Source organism: Aeromicrobium sp. Leaf245 (assembly GCF_942548115.1).
Lineage (GTDB): Bacteria > Actinomycetota > Actinomycetes > Propionibacteriales > Nocardioidaceae > Aeromicrobium.
In genome coordinates this window covers 3,207,478-3,227,169 of sequence record NZ_OW824151.1, presented here as the reverse complement: position 1 = coordinate 3,227,169, position 19,692 = coordinate 3,207,478, and the positions used below count along the sequence as shown (strand labels likewise).

General features: G+C 71.0%; 18 protein-coding genes. 16 read left to right on the top strand and 2 right to left on the bottom strand.

What is annotated here, in order from left to right:
* Positions 1-15: 15 nt before the first annotated feature.
* The gene (gene galK, locus NBW76_RS15740) at positions 16-1,137 is read right to left on the bottom strand and encodes a galactokinase (protein WP_056552605.1); all 1,122 of its coding nucleotides are present in this window, start codon (positions 1,135-1,137) and stop codon (positions 16-18) included.
* 43 nt (positions 1,138-1,180) lie between these two features.
* Between galK and trpS the strand changes: the two genes are divergently transcribed.
* Both trpS and NBW76_RS15730 read left to right on the top strand, forming a co-directional pair.
* Positions 1,181-2,203, top strand: coding sequence for a tryptophan--tRNA ligase (gene trpS / locus NBW76_RS15735; protein WP_156364671.1), 1,023 nt, complete (start codon positions 1,181-1,183; stop codon positions 2,201-2,203).
* The gene (locus tag NBW76_RS15730; RefSeq protein ID WP_055969301.1) at positions 2,196-2,744 is read left to right on the top strand and encodes a 2'-5' RNA ligase family protein; all 549 of its coding nucleotides are present in this window, start codon (positions 2,196-2,198) and stop codon (positions 2,742-2,744) included. Before trpS ends, NBW76_RS15730 begins: the two co-directional genes overlap by 8 nt.
* 24 nt (positions 2,745-2,768) lie before the next feature.
* Here the strand turns inward: NBW76_RS15730 and NBW76_RS15725 are convergent, their stop codons facing one another.
* Complete coding sequence (locus NBW76_RS15725; RefSeq protein WP_055969299.1) at positions 2,769-3,662, bottom strand: LysR family transcriptional regulator; 894 nt, start codon at positions 3,660-3,662, stop codon at positions 2,769-2,771.
* Between the two features lie 92 nt (positions 3,663-3,754).
* On the opposite strand from NBW76_RS15725, the gene NBW76_RS15720 reads away from it, so the two are divergent.
* From NBW76_RS15720 to NBW76_RS15655, 14 genes are all read left to right on the top strand, one after another.
* Complete coding sequence (locus NBW76_RS15720; protein WP_055969297.1) at positions 3,755-4,471, top strand: succinate dehydrogenase cytochrome b subunit; 717 nt, start codon at positions 3,755-3,757, stop codon at positions 4,469-4,471.
* The gene (locus NBW76_RS15715; protein ID WP_055969294.1) at positions 4,471-6,447 is read left to right on the top strand and encodes a fumarate reductase/succinate dehydrogenase flavoprotein subunit; all 1,977 of its coding nucleotides are present in this window, start codon (positions 4,471-4,473) and stop codon (positions 6,445-6,447) included. The genes NBW76_RS15720 and NBW76_RS15715 overlap by 1 nt, the downstream gene beginning before the upstream one ends.
* A 13-nt stretch (positions 6,448-6,460) precedes the next feature.
* On the top strand, positions 6,461-7,207 hold the full coding sequence (locus NBW76_RS15710; protein ID WP_056552602.1) for a succinate dehydrogenase/fumarate reductase iron-sulfur subunit: 747 nt from the start codon (positions 6,461-6,463) through the stop codon (positions 7,205-7,207).
* 889 nt (positions 7,208-8,096) lie between these two features.
* Positions 8,097-8,507 (top strand): MarR family winged helix-turn-helix transcriptional regulator, encoded by a 411-nt coding sequence (locus NBW76_RS15705; protein ID WP_055969289.1) that lies wholly within the window; start codon positions 8,097-8,099, stop codon positions 8,505-8,507.
* Between the two features lie 16 nt (positions 8,508-8,523).
* Positions 8,524-9,906: an MFS transporter gene (locus NBW76_RS15700; RefSeq protein WP_082481288.1), complete on the top strand. Its 1,383-nt coding sequence runs from the start codon at positions 8,524-8,526 to the stop codon at positions 9,904-9,906.
* Positions 9,806-10,225 carry an SRPBCC family protein gene (locus tag NBW76_RS15695; protein ID WP_235492890.1) on the top strand — a complete coding sequence of 140 codons (420 nt, stop codon included), beginning with the start codon at positions 9,806-9,808 and terminating at the stop codon, positions 10,223-10,225. The genes NBW76_RS15700 and NBW76_RS15695 overlap by 101 nt, the downstream gene beginning before the upstream one ends.
* Positions 10,226-10,293: 68 nt before the next feature.
* Positions 10,294-11,457, top strand: a complete 1,164-nt coding sequence (locus NBW76_RS15690; RefSeq protein WP_055969282.1) for an amidohydrolase — start codon at positions 10,294-10,296, stop codon at positions 11,455-11,457.
* A gap of 128 nt (positions 11,458-11,585) precedes the next feature.
* Positions 11,586-12,638 (top strand): BMP family protein, encoded by a 1,053-nt coding sequence (locus NBW76_RS15685; RefSeq protein ID WP_055969280.1) that lies wholly within the window; start codon positions 11,586-11,588, stop codon positions 12,636-12,638.
* A 131-nt stretch (positions 12,639-12,769) separates the two neighbouring features.
* Entirely contained in the window at positions 12,770-14,335 is a 1,566-nt protein-coding gene (locus NBW76_RS15680; protein WP_055969276.1) for an ABC transporter ATP-binding protein, read from the top strand.
* Complete coding sequence (locus tag NBW76_RS15675) at positions 14,332-15,450, top strand: ABC transporter permease (protein ID WP_055969272.1); 1,119 nt, start codon at positions 14,332-14,334, stop codon at positions 15,448-15,450. Before NBW76_RS15680 ends, NBW76_RS15675 begins: the two co-directional genes overlap by 4 nt.
* Positions 15,447-16,709 (top strand): ABC transporter permease, encoded by a 1,263-nt coding sequence (locus NBW76_RS15670; protein ID WP_055969269.1) that lies wholly within the window; start codon positions 15,447-15,449, stop codon positions 16,707-16,709. The genes NBW76_RS15675 and NBW76_RS15670 overlap by 4 nt, the downstream gene beginning before the upstream one ends.
* The gene (locus tag NBW76_RS15665) at positions 16,709-17,182 is read left to right on the top strand and encodes a cytidine deaminase (protein WP_156364670.1); all 474 of its coding nucleotides are present in this window, start codon (positions 16,709-16,711) and stop codon (positions 17,180-17,182) included. The genes NBW76_RS15670 and NBW76_RS15665 overlap by 1 nt, the downstream gene beginning before the upstream one ends.
* Positions 17,179-18,372 carry a cytochrome P450 gene (locus tag NBW76_RS15660; RefSeq protein WP_235492866.1) on the top strand — a complete coding sequence of 398 codons (1,194 nt, stop codon included), beginning with the start codon at positions 17,179-17,181 and terminating at the stop codon, positions 18,370-18,372. The genes NBW76_RS15665 and NBW76_RS15660 overlap by 4 nt, the downstream gene beginning before the upstream one ends.
* Entirely contained in the window at positions 18,369-19,688 is a 1,320-nt protein-coding gene (locus NBW76_RS15655; protein ID WP_056574605.1) for a thymidine phosphorylase, read from the top strand. Before NBW76_RS15660 ends, NBW76_RS15655 begins: the two co-directional genes overlap by 4 nt.
* Positions 19,689-19,692: the final 4 nt, after the last annotated feature.

Genomic DNA, 19,692 nt, shown 5'->3' with positions numbered 1-19,692 from the left:
CGGCCAGGAGGGACCTCAGGCGGTGCGGTGGACCCCGTCGGCGGCACGGACCGCGAACACCTCGGGCGTCTTCCAGCCCAGGGCGTCGTAGCGCTGCTCCACGAGCTCGCGCACCGGTCCCGCCTTGGCCTGCGGGACCAGGGCGATGGCCGAGCCGCCGAACCCGCCGCCGGTCATGCGGGCGCCGAGGGCGCCGGCCTCGAGGGCGGACTCGACCGCGACGTCGAGCTCGGCGCAGCTGACCTCGAAGTCGTCGCGCAGAGAGGTGTGCGAGGCGGTGAGGACCGTCCCGAGCTGCTCCCAGTCCTGCTCGCGCAGCGTGCGCAGGGCGGCCTTGACGCGAGCCGTCTCGGTGAAGACGTGCTGCGTGCGACGACGCAGCACGGGGTCGTCGAGCCGGACGAGCGCGTCGAGCCCGGCCTTCGCGAGGTGGTGGAGCCCCAGGGCCGACGCGGCCTCCTCGCACTGGGCGCGCCGCTCGGCGTACCCCCCGCCTCCGGAGGCGGCCACGTGCGAGTGGTCCACGCCCGTGGAGATGACCAGCAGCGAGAGGTCGGCCGCGGCCACGTCGAACGGGACGCGCTCGGGCTCGGCGTCGCCGAGCGGGTCGGTCACGACGGCCTGTCCCTCACGGCCGAACGTGACGGCCAGCTGGTCCATGAGGCCGGTCGGCGCCCCCACGAAGTCGTTCTCGGCGCGCTGGGCGAGGCGGGCCGCCGTGAGCGGGTCCAGGTCGAGACCGGCCAGGTCGGCGAGGGCGGACACGACCCCCACGGTGAGCGCGGCCGACGACGAGAGACCGGCACCGAGGGGCAGCGACGACTCGAGCACCAGGTCGCAGCCGGGCAGCGAGCCCTGGGAGCGCAGCGCCCACACCGCGCCCGCGGGGTAGGCGGCCCACCCGTCCGCCGCGACGGCGCCGTCGCCCGGTGCGACGTCGACCGTGAACGCCGCGCGCTCACGGCGACCGTCGGGCAGGGTGCTCCACACGTTGACCGCGTCGTCGTCACGGCGGCGCACCTTCAGGGTGAGGAAGCGGTCGATCGCGAAGGGGACCGACGGGCCCCCGTTGTAGTCGAGGTGCTCCCCGATGAGGTTGACCCGACCCGGAACCTGCCACGTGCGTACGTCGTCCACCCGCCCGAGCCTAGGACCTGACCGGCAGAACCTCACTGGCAGAATGCACAGCATGTCCAGCAGCACCCGTCCCCGCTCGCTGTCCGGCATCCAGCCGACGGCCGAGTCGTTCCACTTCGGGAACTACCTCGGGGCGATCCGCCAGTGGGTGGGCCTGCAGGACGACCACGACGCGTTCTACTTCATCGCCGACCTGCACGCGCTCACGGTGCAGCCGGACCCGGCAGCCCTGAGGGCGCGGACCCACGCGTCGGCGGCGCAGCTCCTCGCAGCCGGCGTCGACCCCGAGCGGTCGGCGCTGTTCTGCCAGAGCCACGTGCCCGAGCACACGCAGCTGGCGTGGATCTTCAACTGCCTCACCGGCTTCGGCGAGGCGGGTCGCATGACGCAGTTCAAGGACAAGAGCGCCAAGGGTGGCACCGACAAGTCCAGCGTCGGGCTGTTCACGTACCCCATCCTGCAGGCGGCCGACATCCTGCTCTACAACCCCCACCACGTGCCCGTGGGTGAGGACCAGCGCCAGCACCTCGAGCTCTCCCGCAACCTCGCGCAGCGGTTCAACCATCACTACGGCGAGACGTTCCGCCAGCCCGAGCCGTACATCCTCAAGGACGCCGCCAAGATCGGCGACCTGCAGGACCCGACCGCGAAGATGAGCAAGTCCGGCTCCTCGCCCAACGGGATCGTCGACCTGCTCGACGACCCGAAGAAGGCGGCGAAGAAGATCCGCTCGGCCGTCACCGACTCCGGCGACGAGATCCGGTTCGACCCCGAGGGCAAGCCCGGCGTGTCCAACCTGCTCACCCTGTACTCGGCCGTGACCGGCACGTCGGTCGACGACGTCGTCGCCGAGTTCGAGGGTCGCCAGTACGGACACCTCAAGGTGGCCCTCGCGGACGTGGTGGCCGACTTCGTGGCCGGCTTCGGCGAGCGCACGCGGGCGTACCTGGACGACCCGGCCGAGCTGGACCGGGTGCTGGCCCGGGGCGCGGCGCGGGCGCGTGAGGTGGCGGCGCCCGTGGTGGCCGACGTGTACGACAAGGTCGGGCTCGTCCGCGGTGCCTGAGCGGGGCGGGGCGGGCGCGTCGCGCACGTTCGGGGTCGCGATCTCGGTCCCGGAGCCGCACGGCGAGGAGCTGCGCGCGCACCGGGCCGCGTTCGGCGATCCGCTCGCGGAGCAGATCCCGAGCCACATCACGCTGCTGCCGCCCGACGTCGTGGCCGGTGACGAGCTGGACCGACTCGCCGGTCGGCTCTCCGCGGTGGCCGCCCGGACGGCTCCGTTCGAGGTCGACCTCAAGGGCACGGGCACCTTCCGGCCGGTCTCGCCCGTGGTCTTCGTGGCGGTGAGCCGAGGCATCTCCGAGGCGGAGCTGCTGGTCGCGGAGCTGCGCGAGGCCCTCGCGGCGCCGGAGCCGGAGTTCCCGTACCACCCGCACGTCACCGTCGCCCACCACCTCGACGACGCGGCGCTCGACCGCGCCTACGCCACGCTCGAGCACTTCGCGTGCACCTTCACGGTGGGCGAGATCGCGCTGTACCTCCACGAGCCGGACGCGGGCTGGTCGACGTACCTGTCCTTCCCGCTCACCGGTTCGCAGGACTGACCGCCGCCCGTGGGCGGGCGAGCGTCAGCCGGGTTGCTGCAGCGACAGCAGCAGCTCGTCGTGGAAGGCCAGCGCGGCAAGCTGGAGGGTGTCGCGGCGGTGGGCCAGGGCGATCTGGCGCGACAGGGACGGGTTGCGCAGCGCCACGGGCCGCAGGCCCGGTCGGTTGGCCAGCACCATCTCGGGGACGACCGCGTAGCCGAGACCGGACTCCACGAACCGCAGGACCGACAGCATCTCGCCACCCTCGACGGAGATGTGCGGGGAGAAGCCCGCCTGCGCGCACGCCGTCAGCGTCGTCTCGCGCAGGTCGTAGCCGGTCCGGAACATGACGAGGGGCAGGTCCCGCAGGGCCGCGACGTCGACCGCGGACGGGAGCGCGTCGTCGGCGGTTTCGTCGGAGGGTGCGGCGAGCACCAGCCGGTCGCGCCGCAGGGGCACCGTCTCGATGTCGGGGCGGGTCTCGGACAGCGGCGTGATGAGCAGGGCAAGGTCGAGCCGCCCCTGCGCCAGCTCGTGCGTCAGGACCCGTGAACCCCCTTCGTGGACCTCGAGCTCGATGAGGGGGTGGGTCTCGTGGAACCGTGTGAGCACCTCCGGCAGGAGCCCGTCGCAGATCGACGGGGTGGCGCCGAGCCGCACCCGTCCGCGCCGCAGACCGGCGACCTCGTGCACCGCACGCTGCGCCGACTCGACGTCGATGAGGATGCGCTCGGCATGGGGCAGGAGCGCCTCGCCGGCGCTCGTGAGCTCGATGCCGCCGGGCTGGCGGACGAACAGCGGCGTGCCCAGGGAGTTCTCCAGGACGCGGACCTGCTTGGAGAGGCTGGGCTGTGCCACCCCGACCAGCTCGGCAGCGCGCGTGAAGTTGCGCGTGCGCGCCACCGCCACGAAGTAGGAGAGCTGCTGGAACTGCACGGGCCGAGCCTACAACGTGATAGCCGGAGGCTATGAAGGTTGCCCTCATCATGACTTAGCGCTCAGGTGTGCTTCAGGGTTACGGTGCGTGCGTGGCCACTACTCTGACTCGCGCGTCGGCGCGCAGGTCGACCGTCGTGCTCAAGTACACGATGGCCGTGTCCGGGCTGATCATGCTCGGCTACCTGCTCGTCCACATGTACGGCAACCTCAAGTTCTTCCAGGGCAAGGAGTACTTCGACTCCTACCTCGAGGGCCTGGAGAACATCTTCTATCCCTACCTGCCGCACGGCGGGGCGCTGTGGATCCTGCGGGTCGTGCTGCTCGTCGCGCTCGTCGCGCACGTGTACTGCGCGATCACGCTGTGGCGGCGCAACAAGGTCGCGGCCGGCTACACCGGCACCACGCGCTACCACTCCAAGCAGAACCGCACGGGCATCCAGCGCTCCTACGCCTCGTTCACGATGCGCTGGGGCGGCGTGATCCTGCTGCTGTTCATCATCGGCCACCTCGCGCAGATGCTGCCGAACTGGCTGTCCCCGGGCGGCGCGTCCGACAGCAAGTACGAGCGCGTGGTCAACGGCTTCGAGATCTGGTGGGTCGTGCTGCTGTACACGATCGGCCTGGTCGCGGTCGGCTTCCACCTGTGGCACGGCTTCTGGAGCGCCCTCACCACGCTCGGCCAGAACCGCAGCAGCACCCGCAAGGACTCGACGATCACCATCGCGTCCTGGGTGCTGTCGGTGGTCATCGCCGGCGGCTTCCTCGTCGTCCCGTTCGCGATCTTCTTCTTCGGAGCTGGTTCCTGATGACCGACACCTTCACCCCCACCGGGGCGGCCGAGCAGTTCATCGAGCACGGCGACCCCATCGCCGACGCCAAGGCGCCGAGCGGCCCCATCGAGCGTCGCTGGGAGCAGCGTCAGTTCGACGCCAAGCTGGTCAACGCCGCGAACCGACGCAAGATCAAGGTCATCGTCGTGGGCACCGGTCTGGCCGGTGCGTCCGCCGCCGCCACCCTCGGCGAGGCCGGCTACCACGTCACGAGCTTCTGCTACCAGGACAGCCCGCGCCGTGCCCACTCGATCGCCGCCCAGGGCGGCATCAACGCCGCCAAGAACTACCGCAACGACGGCGACTCGGTGTACCGGCTGTTCTACGACACGGTCAAGGGCGGCGACTTCCGCTCGCGCGAGTCCAACTCCTACCGCCTCGCCCAGGTGTCGGTGAACATCATCGACCAGTGCGTGGCGCAGGGCGTGCCGTTCGCGCGTGAGTACGGCGGCCTGCTCGACAACCGTTCCTTCGGTGGCGTGCAGGTCTCCCGCACGTTCTACGCCCGCGGCCAGACCGGCCAGCAGCTGCTGATCGGTGCCTACCAGGCGCTCGAGCGGCAGGTCGCCGCCGGCACGGTCGACGTGCACACCCGCCACGAGATGCTCGACCTCGTCATGGTCGACGGCAAGGCGCGCGGCGTCATCGTCCGCGACATGGTGACCGGCGAGATCGAGTCGCACACCGCCGACGCCGTCGTGCTGGCGAGCGGCGGCTACGGCAACGTCTACTTCCTGTCGACGAACGCCATGGGCTGCAACGTGACCGCCACCTGGCGCGCGCACCGTCGCGGCGCCTACTTCGGCAACCCCTGCTACACGCAGATCCACCCGACCTGCATCCCCGTCTCGGGCGACTACCAGTCCAAGCTGACGCTGATGAGCGAGTCGCTGCGCAACGACGGCCGCATCTGGGTGCCCAAGAAGGCCGGCGACGACCGCCACCCGCGCGACATCCCCGAGGACGAGCGCGACTACTACCTGGAGCGCATCTACCCGGCGTTCGGCAACCTGGTCCCGCGCGACATCGCCTCGCGGGCGGCCAAGTACCAGTGCGACGACGGCAAGGGAGTCGGTCCGGGTGGGCTCGGGGTCTACCTCGACTTCGCCGACGCGATCGAGCGCATGGGCCGCCCGGCGGTCGAGGCCAAGTACGGGAACCTGTTCGACATGTACGCCCGGATCACCGGCGAGGACCCGTACAACGAGCCGATGCGCATCTACCCGGCCGTGCACTACGTCATGGGCGGGCTGTGGGTCGACTACGACCTGCAGAGCAACCTCGAGGGCCTCTTCGTCACCGGCGAGGCCAACTTCTCCGACCAGGGCGCCAACCGACTCGGTGCCTCCGCGCTGATGCAGGGCCTGGCCGACGGCTACTTCGTGCTGCCGACCACCATCGCGAACTACCTCGCGGACGGCCCCTTCGAGCCCGTGGGCGACGACCACCCGGCCGTCACCGAGGCGCGCGAGGCCGTCGAGGAGCGCATCTCCGCACTGCTGGCCGTCGACGGCAACCGCACCGTGGACAGCTACCACAAGGAGCTGGGCCACATCATGTGGGAGTACTGCGGCATGGAGCGCAGCGAGGAGGGCCTGATCAAGGCGATCGGCCTCATCCGCGAGCTGCGCGACGACTTCTGGAAGAACGTGAAGGTCACCGGCGAGGCCGAGGAGCTCAACCAGACGCTCGAGCGTGCCGGCCGGGTCGTGGACTTCTTCGAGCTCGGCGAGCTGATGTGCATCGACGCGCTGAACCGCGAGGAGTCGTGCGGCGGCCACTTCCGCGCCGAGAGCCAGACCGAGGACGGCGAGGCCCTGCGCCACGACGACCAGTTCGCCTACGTGGCGGCGTGGGAGTTCAACGGCGCCGAGGGCGGCCAGAAGCCGATCCTGCACAAGGAACCCCTCGAGTACGAGTACGTCGAGATGAAGGCTCGGTCCTACAAGTGAACGGGAGCTGCAAGTGAAGATCACCGTCAACGTCTGGCGCCAGAAGAATGCCGAGACGAAGGGCCAGATGGTCGGCTACGGGCTCGACGACGTCTCCGAGGACATGTCGTTCCTCGAGATGCTCGACGTGCTCAACGAGCAGCTGACGCTCGCCGGCGAGGAGCCGGTCGCCTTCGACCACGACTGCCGCGAGGGCATCTGTGGATCGTGCGGCGTGGTCATCAACGGCATCGCGCACGGCCCCGAGGTCACGACCACGTGCCAGCTGCACATGCGCTCGTTCAAGGACGGCGACGTCATCGACATCGAGCCGTGGCGGGCGGGCGCGTTCCCGATCGTCAAGGACCTCGTCGTCGACCGCGGCGCCTTCGACCGGATCATCCAGGCCGGCGGCTACATCAGCGTCAACACCGGCTCGGCGCCGGAGGCCAACAACCTGCCCGTGCCGAAGGAGGACGCCGACCACGCGTTCGCGGCGGCCACCTGCATCGGCTGCGGCGCCTGCGTGGCGGCCTGCCCGAACGGTTCGGCCATGCTGTTCACCGCGGCGAAGGTGACCCACCTGGGCCTGCTCCCGCAGGGCCAGCCCGAGCGCGAGTCCCGCGTGCTCGACATGGTCGCCCAGCACGACGCCGAGGGCTTCGGCTCCTGCACCAACATCGGTGAGTGCACGGCAGCCTGCCCCAAGGGCATCCCGCTCGACGTCATCTCGCGGCTCAACCGCGACCTGCTCGGCGCCCTCGCCGCCGGCAACGCCTGAGCACGCACGCTCCAGCACCACCCTGACCGCCCGTCACCGCTCCGGTGGCGGGCGGTCGTGCGTCGTGGGGGCGGGCTGCGGGGTGGTCGTCGTGGGGTGGGGCAGCGTCGCCGCGTGCGATGGATCTCGCGTCCGGCCAGCGTCGGTGGCGGGGGTGCTCGGGTAGGGGCTGCGTCCGCTCGGCCGGTCTCGGGGTCGGGCTCCGAAAGGGCCTCGACCGGGCGACTCCCAGCGCCTCGGCCGATCCTGCGGGCCGTCTTCTGCGCTGTTCCCCCTCGAGCGGTGACTTCTCCACCGAATGGACCAACCGGCAGGGCTGCGCGGTGCAGATTCCACCGTCTCGGCGCCGAGACGGTGGAGAACTCACCGCCCGGACGGGGAATCGGGGGAGAACTCACCGCTCGGGCGGGGAACCGGTGGAGAACGCACCGCTCGGGCGGGGAATCGGTGGAGAACGCACCGCGCGGGCCGTCATCGGTGGATTCTCAACCGCAGCACGCTTCCTGATGTTGAGGATCCACCACCCGAGCCGGTCCGGACTCGTCATCGGTGGATCGTCAACCGCAGGACGCTTTCTGCGGTTGAGGATCCACCGATGGGGGTGACCCGCCGGTCATGGGTGGATCTTCAACCGCAGGACCGTCCCTGAGGTTGAGGATCCACCGATGGGGGGGCGAAGGACGGCGAGCTCGACCGCGCGGAGAGCCTCTGTTCCGTCGAGGCCTTTCGGGGGCCGCACCCACGACGACCCGCAGCAGCGCAGCCGCAGGTCGAGCCCGACTGCAGCAGCGCAGCCGCAGGTCGAGGCCGACCCGCTGCAGCCGCAGCCGCAGGACGCCGAGATCGTTGCAGATTTGAATTAGCATAGTTAATGACCTAGGCTAAGGACATGCCTACCGACTCCCAGAACCTCGCGCTGGCGGTGGCCCGACTCAACCGCAGGCTCCGGCAGGAGCGGCACTCCGACCTGACCCCGACGCAGATGTCCGTGCTGGGCACGCTGCGCCAGATGGGCCCGACGTCGCCGTCGTCGATCGCCGCCCGTGAGCGCGTGAGCGCCCCCAGCGTGACCCGCACCCTGAACTGCCTCGCCGAGGACGGACTCGTCGAGCGCGCACCCCACCCCCAGGACGGTCGACAGGTCGTCGTCAGCCTCTCCGACCTCGGCGAGAAGACCCTGGCGGAGGAGCGGAAGCGACGCGACGCGTGGCTGCACCAGCGGCTCACGAGCCTCGATGCCCGCGAGCGCGCCGTCCTGCGCGAGGCGGCGGCGATCCTCACGCGGATCACCGACTCATGAGGGCGGAGGTGGACTCGTGAGTCCCACCTTCCGCGCCCTGCACGTCCGCAACTTCCGCGTCTACGCCGCCGGTGCCATCGTCTCGAACATCGGCACGTGGATGCAGCGCGTCGCCCAGGACTGGCTGGTCCTCCAGCTGACGTCGAGCGGCACCGCGCTCGGCATCACCACCGGGCTGCAGTTCCTCCCGGCGCTGCTGCTGTCGCCCGTGGCCGGGGTGGTGGCCGACCGGTTCCCCAAGCGGACGGTGCTGCGCTGCACCCAGGTGGCCATGGCGATCCCCGCCGCCGTCCTGGGCGTGCTGGCGATCACGGGTGCCGTCGAGGTCTGGCACGTCTACCTGCTGGCGTTCGTCTTCGGCGTCGGCACCGCGTTCGACGCCCCCGCACGCCAGTCGTTCGTGGTCGAGATGGTCGGACCGGAGGACCTGTCGAACGCGGTGGGCCTCAACTCCGCCTCGTTCAACTCCGCCCGCATGGTCGGCCCGGCGCTCGCCGGCCTGCTCATCGCGGCCGGCGGTTCCGGGGTCGAGGCGACCGGCTGGGTCATCCTCGCCAACGCCGTCAGCTACCTCGCCGTCATCGCGTCGCTGCAGAAGCTCGACCCGGCACGCCTCGCCCCGGCGCCCGTCATGGGCTCGCGCAAGGGGGCGGTCCGCGACGGGGTGCGTTACGTCCGGTCCCGACCCGACCTCGTCCTCGTGCTGACGATCGTGTTCGCCGTCGGCACCTTCGGCCTGAACTTCCAGATGACCAGTGCCCTGATGGCCACCGACGTCTTCGAGAAGGGGGCGGGGGAGTACGGGATCCTCGGCTCGATCATGGCGATCGGCTCCCTGGCCGGGGCCCTGCTCGCCGCCCGACGTGAGCGCCCACGCCTGCGCTTCGTGGTGGGCGCCGCCATCGCCTTCGGCGTCGTCGAGATCGTCGCCGGTCTCATGCCCGGCTACCTCTCGTACGCGCTGGTGCTGCCGGTGCTCGGGCTCTGCGCCCTCACGATGATCACCGCGGCCAACGCCACCATCCAGATCACCACCGAGCCGGTCATGCGTGGCCGGGTGGCGGCGCTCTACCTGATGATCTTCATGGGTGGCACGCCGCTCGGGTCGCCGTTCATCGGCTGGGTCGGTGAGACCTTCGGGGCCCGGTGGACGCTCGTCGGCGGCGGCGCGCTCTCGCTGGTCGGGGTCGCCCTGGCGCTGCTCTGGTACGCGCACCGTCGCCAGATCGACCGGCAGGAGCTCCACGCCATCGCGACTCGCCTACGCTCGCAGCATGGACGTCGAGCGCACCTTCCACCTGTCGCGGCCGGTCGAGGAGGTCTTCGCCTACCTCAGCGACTTCGAGAACACCGAGCACTGGGACCCCGGCACGATCGAGACGACGCGCCTGTCGGGTGACGGCGGCATGGGCACCCGGTACGCGAACCGCTCCCGCTTCATGGGGCGCACGGTGGCGCTCGAGTACGAGACCGTCGGCTACGACCCGCCCACGTTCTTCGCCTGCCGTGGGGTCAACGGGCGCACGACGGCCACCGACGTCATGACGTTCACGCCCGACGACAGCGTGGAGGGCGGGGGCACGCAGGTCCACTACCGGGCCCAGTTCGAGTTCCCGTTCCTGCTGCACGCCCTCGCGCCCCTCGTGCTCAAGCGGCCGATCGAGAGGCTCGCCGACGAGACGATCGAGCAGATCCAGCGCGCCCTCGGCCGACCGTAGGACGATGACGGCGTCGGCGGTCCTGGACGGCGTCCGCGCCGATCGCCGGCCGGGGATACCCTGGAGGAATGTCCATCGACGCCGTCTCCCGCTCGATCGAGGTCGTGACGCCCGATCTCATCGAGCTGCGGCGTGACCTGCACGCGAGCCCCGAGCTGTCCTGGCACGAGGAGCGCACCACCGACGTGGTCGCCGCGTGGATGGACAAGCTGGGCGTCTCCTACGAGCGCTTCGAGGGCACCGGGCTCGTGGCCGAGATCGGACCCGAGGAGGGGCCGATCGTGGCCCTGCGGGCCGACCTCGACGCCCTCCCGATCGACGACACCACCTCCGACCCGTGGCGCTCGACGTCGCCCGGCGTCGCCCACGCCTGCGGCCACGACGTCCACGTGTCGGCGCTCGTGGGGGCCGCCGTGGCGCTGCAGGAGCTGCACGTGGCCGGCGGCCTGCCGCGCCGGGTCCGCCTGGTCTTCCAGCCCGCGGAGGAGGTCATGCCCGGCGGTGCGCTGCGCCTGCTCTCGGCCGGTGTCCTGCGCGGGGTCTCGCGCATCGTGGCACTGCACTGCGACCCGTCGCTCGACGTCGGCCAGGTGGGCCTGCGCGAGGGACCGATCACGGGAGCGTCGGACCGCATCCAGGTCACGCTCTCCGGTCGCGGCGGGCACACGTCGCGACCGCACCTCACCGAGGACCTCACCTACGCGCTCGCGAGCCTCGTGACGCAGCTGCCGGCCGTGCTGTCGCGCCGCTTCGACCCTCGCTCGGGCGCCAGCCTGGTGTGGGGGTCGGTGCGAGCCGGCAACGCCGCCAACGTAATCCCCTCCACCGGCGAGCTCAGCGGCACGCTGCGCATGCTCGACTCCGCGGCCTGGCACCAGGCCGAGCACCTGGTGCGTGGGCTCATCGCCGACATCATCGAGCCGTTCGGCGTCAGCGCCGACGTCACCTACGTGCGCGGCGTCCCGCCCGTGGTCAACGACTTCGGGGTCACCGAGCTGCTCCGCCGCGCGGTCTCCGACGCCATCGGGCCCGCCGCGGTGGCCACCACCACGCAGAGCCTCGGCGGCGAGGACTTCGCGTGGTACGTCGAGGCGGTCCCCGGAGCGATGGGTCGACTCGGCACACGCACGCCCGACGGGCCCACCTACGACCTGCACCAGGGGAACTTTCGGCCCGACGAGCGCGCCATCGCCGTGGGCGCCAAGGTGCTCGCCTGCTCCGCCCTGCTCTAGCGGCGCCCCCGAAGGTGACGAATCGGTTACGGCCCGTCGCAATCGGGCGCAGGACCTCCCGAAGGACCCCCGGGCGCGGCTAGGGTGCAGGCGTGCCGGGCTCTCCGGCGATGTCTCAAGGAGGAACTTTGCGTCGACTCACCAAGGTCACCGCCGTCGCCGGCGTGGCCGCACTCGTGCTCGCCGGTGCGGGCTGCGCGAACAACAGCTCGAGCAACGACGACGACACCGCTTCCGGTGACGACTGCGTCGAGAAGGTCGACACGAAGGTCGGCATGGCCTTCGACGTCGGTGGACGTGGCGACCAGTCGTTCAACGACTCCGCCGCCAAGGGCCTCGACAAGGCCGAGTGCGAGCTGGGCTTCGAGGTCCAGACCGCCGAGGCGCAGGACGGCGAGCCCGAGTCCGCCCGTGAGGGTCGCCTCCAGCAGCTCGTCGACGCCGACTACAACCCGGTCATCGCCGTGGGCTTCGCCTACTCGCAGGCCGTCGGCAAGGTCGCCAAGGCCAACCCCGACGTCGACTTCGCGATCATCGACGACGGTGTCGAGGGCGAGAACGTCGCCAACCTCCTCTTCGCCGAGGAGCAGGGCTCCTTCCTCGTGGGCGCCGCTGCCGCGCTCAAGTCCGAGTCCGGCAACATCGGCTTCGTCGGTGGTGTCGAGACGCCGCTGATCAAGAAGTTCGAGGTCGGCTACGAGGCCGGCGCGAAGGCCGTGAACCCCGACATCGAGATCCAGGCCCGCTACCTCACGCAGCCGCCGGACTTCAGCGGCTTCGGTGACCCGGCCAAGGGCAAGACGGCCGCCGAGGGCATGTACGACAAGGGCGCCGACGTGGTCTACCACGCTGCCGGCGGTTCCGGTGGCGGTGTGTTCGAGGCCGCCTCGGCCGCCGACGCCAAGGCCATCGGCGTCGACTCCGACCAGGCGCTGACGGCCGACGAGTCCGTCCGCGACGTGATCCTGACGTCGATGCTGAAGAACATCGACGTCGCCGTGTTCGCGTACCTGAAGGGTGTCGCCGACGGCGCCGCTCCCACGGGCCCGACGGTCTACGACCTCAAGGTCGACGGTGTGGGCTACTCCACCACCGGCGGTCAGGTCGACGACATCGCCGACAAGCTCGACGAGTACAAGCAGCAGATCGTGGACGGCGAGATCACCGTCCCGAGCGAGTGAACGGACGTCCAGGGACCTCGCATCCTTGACGCGGTCCGGCCCTGCGCGCGAGCGTGGGGCCGGGCCGTTGCCTGTGTGACCTGCTCCATCCCTCCGGCCCCGCGGCCGGACCCGCCTCTGAGGAGTGCTGCGTGACCACGTCCGTCCCCGACGAGACCACCGACCTCGATCCCGGGGCGGGCGACGTCGTCGTCCGGCTGCGCGGCATCGGCAAGACGTTCCCCGGTGTCATCGCCAACCACGACATCGACATCGACGTGCGACGGGGGACCGTGCACGCGATCGTCGGCGAGAACGGTGCCGGCAAGTCGACGCTCATGAAGATCCTCTACGGCGTCCAGAAGCCGGACTCCGGGACGATCGAGGTGCACGGCAAGCCGGTCGAGCTCTCGTCCCCGTCCGACGCGATCGCCGCCGGCGTGGGCATGGTGTTCCAGCACTTCATGCTCGCCGACAACTTCACCGTGCTCGAGAACGTCGTGCTGGGGGCGGAGAAGCTGCACGGCATCGGCGACGCCGCGCGCGCGGAGATCCGGCGCATCTCCGAGGCCTACGGGCTCGACGTCGACCCCGACGCCCTCGTGGAGGACCTCGGCGTCGGTGCACGCCAGCGCATCGAGATCCTCAAGGTGCTGTACCGCGGCGCCTCCGTGATCATCCTCGACGAGCCGACCGCCGTCCTCGTGCCGCAGGAGGTCGACGAGCTGTTCGAGAACCTGCGCGAGCTCAAGGCGGAGGGCCTCGCGGTCATCTTCATCTCCCACAAGCTCGACGAGGTGCTGTCGGTCGCCGACACGGTCACCGTCGTCCGTCGGGGCACCACCGTCGAGACGCGTCCGGCCGCCGGCGTCACGTCGCGTCAGCTGGCCGAGCTCATGGTCGGCTCGGAGCTGCCGAGCCCCAGCACCGAGACGTCCACCGTGACCGACCAGCCGGTCCTGGAGGTCCGCGACCTCGGACTTCCCGCGCCGGCGGGGTCGGGTAGGCCGCTCCTGGCCGACATCGACCTGACGATCCACCGCGGCGAGATCCTCGGCATCGCAGGCGTGGAGGGCAACGGCCAGGCCGAGCTGGTCGAGGCCGTCATGGGCATGCGTCCGGGTGCCACCGGCAGCATCGCGCTCAACGGTGACGACCTGGCCGGCCGGTCCACGCGGCTGCGCCGCGAGGCCGGCATCGGCTACATCCCCGAGGACCGGCACCGGCACGGGCTCCTGCTCGACGCCCCGCTGTGGGAGAACCGGGTGCTCGGCCACCAGACGCGCGAGCCCAACGTCAAGGGTCCGTTCATCGACCGCGCCGGTGCCCGTCAGGACACCCAGCGCATCGTCGACGCCTACGACGTCCGCACCCCTGGCATCGACACGCTGGCCCGCGCCCTGTCCGGCGGCAACCAGCAGAAGCTCATCATCGGTCGCGAGATGACGGGCGAGCCGAGCCTGCTCGTCGCCTCGCACCCCACCCGCGGCGTCGACGTCGGCGCCCAGGCGGCGATCTGGGACCACATCAAGCAGGCACGGCGCGACGGTCTGGCGGTGCTGCTGATCTCGGCCGACCTCGACGAGCTGATCGGCCTCTCGGACACCATCCGGGTGATCCTGCGCGGTCGCCTGGTCGGCACGTTCGACCCCGCCACCGTCACCCCCCAGCAGCTGGGCTCGGCCATGACCGGTGCCGACGAAGGAGGTCCGGCATGACCGACCAGCGACTCAAGCGCATCGCCCTCGCGGCGGCCGCGCCCGTCCTCGCCCTCGTGGCGGCGTTCCTCATCACGAGCCTGGTGCTCGTCGTGGCCGGCGACTCCGTCGGTGGTGTGTGGGGCCAGATCCTCAGCGTTCCCGAGGCGCGCGGGCTCACCAACATCGTCAACGCGGCCACGGTCTACTACCTGTCGGGCGTGGCGGTGGCCATCGGCTTCCGGATGAACCTGTTCAACATCGGCGTCGACGGCCAGTACCGCGTGGCGTCGTTCGCCGCCGCGGTCGTGGCCGGCGAGGCGTGGCTGCCCGGCTGGCTCAACACGGCCGCCGCGATCCTCGCCGCGATGCTGGTGGGTGCGGCCTGGGCCGGCATCGCCGGGCTCCTGCGCGTCACGCGCGGCGTCTCGGAGGTGATCTCCACGATCATGCTCAACGCGATCGCGACCGCCCTCGTGGCCTTCATGCTGCGCAAGGCGGCCGTGAGCGACCCGGGCTCCAACATCGTGGCCACCAAGGAGATCCCGGAGGGCAGCCGGATCCCCGGCTTCACGCTCTTCCCCGGGGCGCCGAACCAGGTCTACGGGTTCGTGTTCCTCGCGATCCTCGTGGGAGTCGCGTACTGGCTCGTCATCAACAAGACCCGGTTCGGCTTCGACCTGCGGGCCACCGGCCTCTCCGAGAGCGCCGCGGTGGCCTCCGGCATCGACGTCAAGAAGATGGTCCTCGTCTCGATGCTGCTGTCCGGTGCGGCGGCGGGCCTCGTGGGTCTGCCGATCCTGTTCGGCGAGGCCTTCGCGTACGGCTCGACCTTCCAGTCGGGCCTCGGCTTCGCGGGCATCGCGATCGCGCTGCTGGGTCGCAACCACCCGATCGGCATCGCGCTCGGCGCACTGCTGTTCGCCTTCCTGGACGAGCAGTCCAACCCGCTGCAGATCCTGCTCGACGTCTCGCCCGACATCGTCAAGATCACGCAGGGGACGATCGTGCTGACCGTCGTCATCGCCTACGAGGTGGTGCGTCGCTACGGTGTGCGGCTCGAGCAGCGCCAGGTGGCCGCGACCCTCGACGACGACAGACCGACCGGCCCCACGACGGAAGGAGTGAGTCGATGAGCATCGCGACTCCACCGGTCGGCGGCGCGCCGACGGCTCCCGCGACGAGGTCGCGGATCACGTTCCCGGTGGTGCTGCTCGGCATCGCGGGTCTGCTGCTGCTGTTCTCCGCGCTGCGGGTGATCACCGGAGCCGACGACCTCAACTCCTCGGGCACGCTGCGCGCGACCCTCGTGGCAGCGGTGCCGATCGGTCTGGCCGGCCTGGGCGGCCTGTGGGCCGAGCGCGCGGGCGTGGTGAACATCGGCCTCGAGGGCATGATGATCCTCGGCACCTTCGGCGCCGGCTACTACGGCTACTTCGTGGGTCCATGGTGGGGCGTGCTGGGTGCCATCGGCTTCGGCGCCCTGGGCGGGCTGCTGCACGCCGTGGCCACCGTCATCTTCGGCGTCGACCACATCGTCTCCGGCGTCGCGATCAACATCATCGCGCTCGGCGCCGTGCAGTACCTCGCGGTGCTCGCGTTCACGGGCGTGCCCGGCGGTGGTCAGACGCAGTCGCCGCGCATCGACGACCTGCCGAGCATCACCATCAGTGCGCTCGCCGACCCGCTCGGCGACCTCGAGGCCAAGAACTGGTTCTTCCTGTCCGACCTGGCCGCGCTCCTGCGTGCCCTCGTGTCGAACCTCAACGTGCTCACGCTCATCGCGCTCGCCCTGTTCGTGCTCACCTGGTACCTGCTGTGGCGGACCCGGTTCGGCCTGCGGCTGCGCTCGGTGGGCGAGAGCCCGGCGGCGGCGGAGTCGCTCGGCGTGAACGTCATCCGCTACAAGTTCGTCGCCGTGGTCACCTCCGGTGCGTTCGCGGGTCTGGCCGGCGGGTTCCTGGCGCTCGTGGCGGCCAACGGCTTCCGCGACGGACAGACCGGCGGTCGCGGCTACATCGGCCTGGCCGCCATGATCTTCGGCAACTGGCGTCCAGGCGGCCTGCTGGCCGGCGCCGGCCTGTTCGGCTACACCGACACGCTGCGCCTGCGCGGCGGTGGCGACACGATCCACGGGCTGCTGCTGCTCGTCGCCGTCGGCCTCGTGGCGCTGGCCATCTGGCAGTGGCGCCAGCACGGACGTCGGTCGTCCCTCGTGGCGGCGCTCCTGGGCGTCGTCGTGGCCGGCTGGTACTTCCTGACCAGCTCGGTCCCGGAGGACCTCACCGGCATGACGCCGTACCTCACCACGCTGCTCGTGCTGGCGCTGTTCTCCCAACGCCTGCGCATGCCGGCCGCGGACGGCAAGCCGTACCGCAAGGGGAGTGCGGGCTAGTGGCCGAATCGTTCGGTCTCGGCATCAGCACCGCCGACGACCCCGTCGACTGGGGCGCCCTCACGAGGTACGCGACCGAGGTCATGCAGCGCGCCTACGCCCCGTACTCGCACTACAAGGTCGGTGTGGCCGGCCTGGTCGACGACGGCCGGGTGGTGCTCGGCTGCAACGTTGAGAACGCGGCCTACGGCGTGGCCCTGTGCGCCGAGTGCGGCATGGTCTCCGCGCTGCACGCCACGGGCGGTGGCCGTCTGGTCGCGGTCGCGTGCGTGGACGGCGAGGGCCGTCCGCTCATGCCGTGCGGCCGGTGCCGTCAGCTCCTGTGGGAGAACGGAGGTCCGGCCATGCAGCTGCTCACCGCCTCGGGCGTGCGGACCATGGACGAGGTCCTGCCCGATGCGTTCGGTGCTGATGATCTCGCCTCCGGCGAGGGGGCCGACGACCGCGCTCCCGGTCAGGGGGGCGAGGAGTGACGGTCGTCCCCGACCTCACCAGCCCCGACCTGCTCGACGACCCGTACCCGTTGCTGGCCCGGTGGCGCGCCGCCGGGCCGATGCTGCGGTCGGAGCGGGAGGGTCGATGGGTGGCCACCACCCACGCGGCGGTGAGCGCCGTGCTGCGCAACCGCAGCCTCGGTCGGCTCTGGACGGACTGGGAGCCCTCCGAGCAGATGGAGCCGTTCAACACGCTGCACCGCAACCAGCTCATGGAGAACGAGCCCCCGGAGCACACCCGCATGCGTCGGCTGCTGGCCGGTGCGTTCTCCCGCGGCCACGTGGAGCGGATGGGCCCGCGCATCGAGGTGCTCGCCGACGAGATGCTCGACGACCTCGCCGACGACCTCCGTGCGGGTCGGCCCGTCGACCTGCTGGCGCGCTACGCCGAGCCCATGCCGGTGTTCGTCATCGCCGACCTGCTCGGTGTGCCGCGTGAGGACCACGAGCGGCTGCGCGACTGGTCCCAGGCCATCGTGCACATGTACGAGCAGGGTGTCGGCGACGACGTCCGCGCCGCGGCCGTGACGGCCAGCAGCGAGTTCGCCGCCTACGTGCGTGAGGTCGTCGAGCTGCGCCGCCGGGAGCCGGGCGACGACCTCGTCAGTGACCTGGTCAGGGAGCGGCAGGACGGGAAGGGCTTCAGCGACGACGAGCTCGTGGCGACCGTGGTCCTCCTGCTCAACGCCGGCCACGAGGCGTCGGTCAACGTGTTCGGCAACGGCATGCACGCGCTGCTGTCGCACCGCGACCAGCTGGCCCGGGTCACCGGGGGTGAGGTCAGCGTGGCCACCGCGCTCGAGGAGCTCATCCGCTACGACGCCCCTCTGCAGATGTTCGAGCGGACGGCCACCACCGACGTCGAGGTCGCGGGCGTGACCGTCCGTGCGGGTGAGACGGTGGCCTGCCTCATGGGCTCGGCCAACCGCGACGCCGACGTGTTCGAGCGGGCCGACGACTTCGACGTCGCGCGCGACCCCAACCCCCACGTCGGCTTCGGCATGGGCCTGCACTTCTGCCTGGGCGCGCCGCTCGCGCGCGTCGAGCTCGAGATCACCGTCCGACGGCTCCTCGAGCGCTTCCCCACGATCGCGCTCACCGGCGTCGCCCCGCGCCGGCCCACCTGGGTGCTGCGCGGCTACGAGTCCCTCGAGGTGACCCTGACATGAGCCAGACCCCGCCCCCCTCCGGCACCGAGCGCTTCGACGCCCCTGCGGTCATCGCGGCCAAGCGCGACCGGCACGCCCTCACCGACGAGCAGATCGACTGGGTGGTCGACGCCTACACCCGCGGGGTGGTGGCACCGGAGCAGATGTCGGCCCTGGCCATGGCGATCCTGCTGAACGGCATGGACCGGCGCGAGATCGCCCGATGGACGAACGCCATGATCGCCAGCGGCGAGCGGATGGACTTCTCGTCCCTCAGCCGTCCGACCGCGGACAAGCACTCCACGGGCGGTGTGGGGGACAAGATCACCCTCCCGCTCGCCCCGCTCGTCGCGGCGTGCGGCGTGGCCGTGCCGCAGCTCTCGGGCCGCGGGCTCGGGCACACCGGCGGCACGCTCGACAAGCTCGAGTCGATCCCCGGATGGCGCGCCGCGCTCAGCAACGAGGAGATGCTCGCGCAGCTGGAGGACGTCGGCGCCGTCATCTGCGCGGCCGGCACGGGCCTGGCGCCCGCGGACAAGAAGCTCTACGCCCTGCGCGACGTGACCGGCACCGTCGAGGCGATCCCGCTCATCGCCAGCTCGATCATGAGCAAGAAGATCGCCGAGGGCACCGGCGCGCTCGTGCTCGACGTGAAGGTCGGGTCTGGCGCGTTCATGAAGACCGAGGAGAACGCGCGCGAGCTGGCCGAGACGATGGTGGCGCTGGGCACCGACGCAGGCGTGACCACCGTGGCGCTGCTGACCGACATGTCCACCCCGCTCGGCCTCACCGCGGGCAACGCGCTCGAGGTCCGCGAGTCGGTCGAGGTCCTCGCCGGGGGCGGGCCTTCCGACGTCGTGGACCTCACGCTCGCCCTGGCCCGCGAGATGCTGGCGGCGGCCGGACGCACCGACGTCGACCCGGCCGACGCCCTGGCCGACGGTCGCGCGATGGACGCCTGGCGGCGCATGATCTCCGCCCAGGGTGGCGACCCCGACGCTCCGCTGCCCACGGCCCGCGAGACGCACGTGGTGACAGCCGAGTCCGACGGCGTCCTCACGACCCTGGACGCGTTCGGCGTCGGCGTCTCGGCGTGGCGTCTCGGCGCGGGTCGGTCCCGTCCGGGGGAGGACGTGCAGGCCGGTGCGGGCATCGAGCTGCACGCCAAGCCGGGCGACGAGGTTCGTGCCGGTGCGCCCCTGATGACTCTGCACACCGACACGCCCGAACGCTTCGAGCGCGCGCTCGAGGCGCTCGAGGGCGCGGTGCGGGTCGAGGCCACCGCGTCGGGCGTCGGCGGCGCGTCCGCGGATGTGGTCATCGACCGGATTGGTTAGGGTC

Bases quoted from the DNA above. Each gene is read 5' to 3' on its own strand.
- NBW76_RS15675 (WP_055969272.1), top strand. From the start codon at position 14,332: ATGACCGACCAGCGACTCAAGCGCATCGCCCTCGCGGCGGCCGCGCCC.
- NBW76_RS15715 (WP_055969294.1), top strand. From the start codon at position 4,471: ATGACCGACACCTTCACCCCCACCGGGGCGGCCGAGCAGTTCATCGAG.
- NBW76_RS15705 (WP_055969289.1), top strand. From the start codon at position 8,097: ATGCCTACCGACTCCCAGAACCTCGCGCTGGCGGTGGCCCGACTCAAC.
- NBW76_RS15690 (WP_055969282.1), top strand. From the start codon at position 10,294: ATGTCCATCGACGCCGTCTCCCGCTCGATCGAGGTCGTGACGCCCGAT.
- trpS (WP_156364671.1), top strand. From the start codon at position 1,181: ATGCACAGCATGTCCAGCAGCACCCGTCCCCGCTCGCTGTCCGGCATC.
- NBW76_RS15670 (WP_055969269.1), top strand. From the start codon at position 15,447: ATGAGCATCGCGACTCCACCGGTCGGCGGCGCGCCGACGGCTCCCGCG.
- NBW76_RS15655 (WP_056574605.1), top strand. From the start codon at position 18,369: ATGAGCCAGACCCCGCCCCCCTCCGGCACCGAGCGCTTCGACGCCCCT.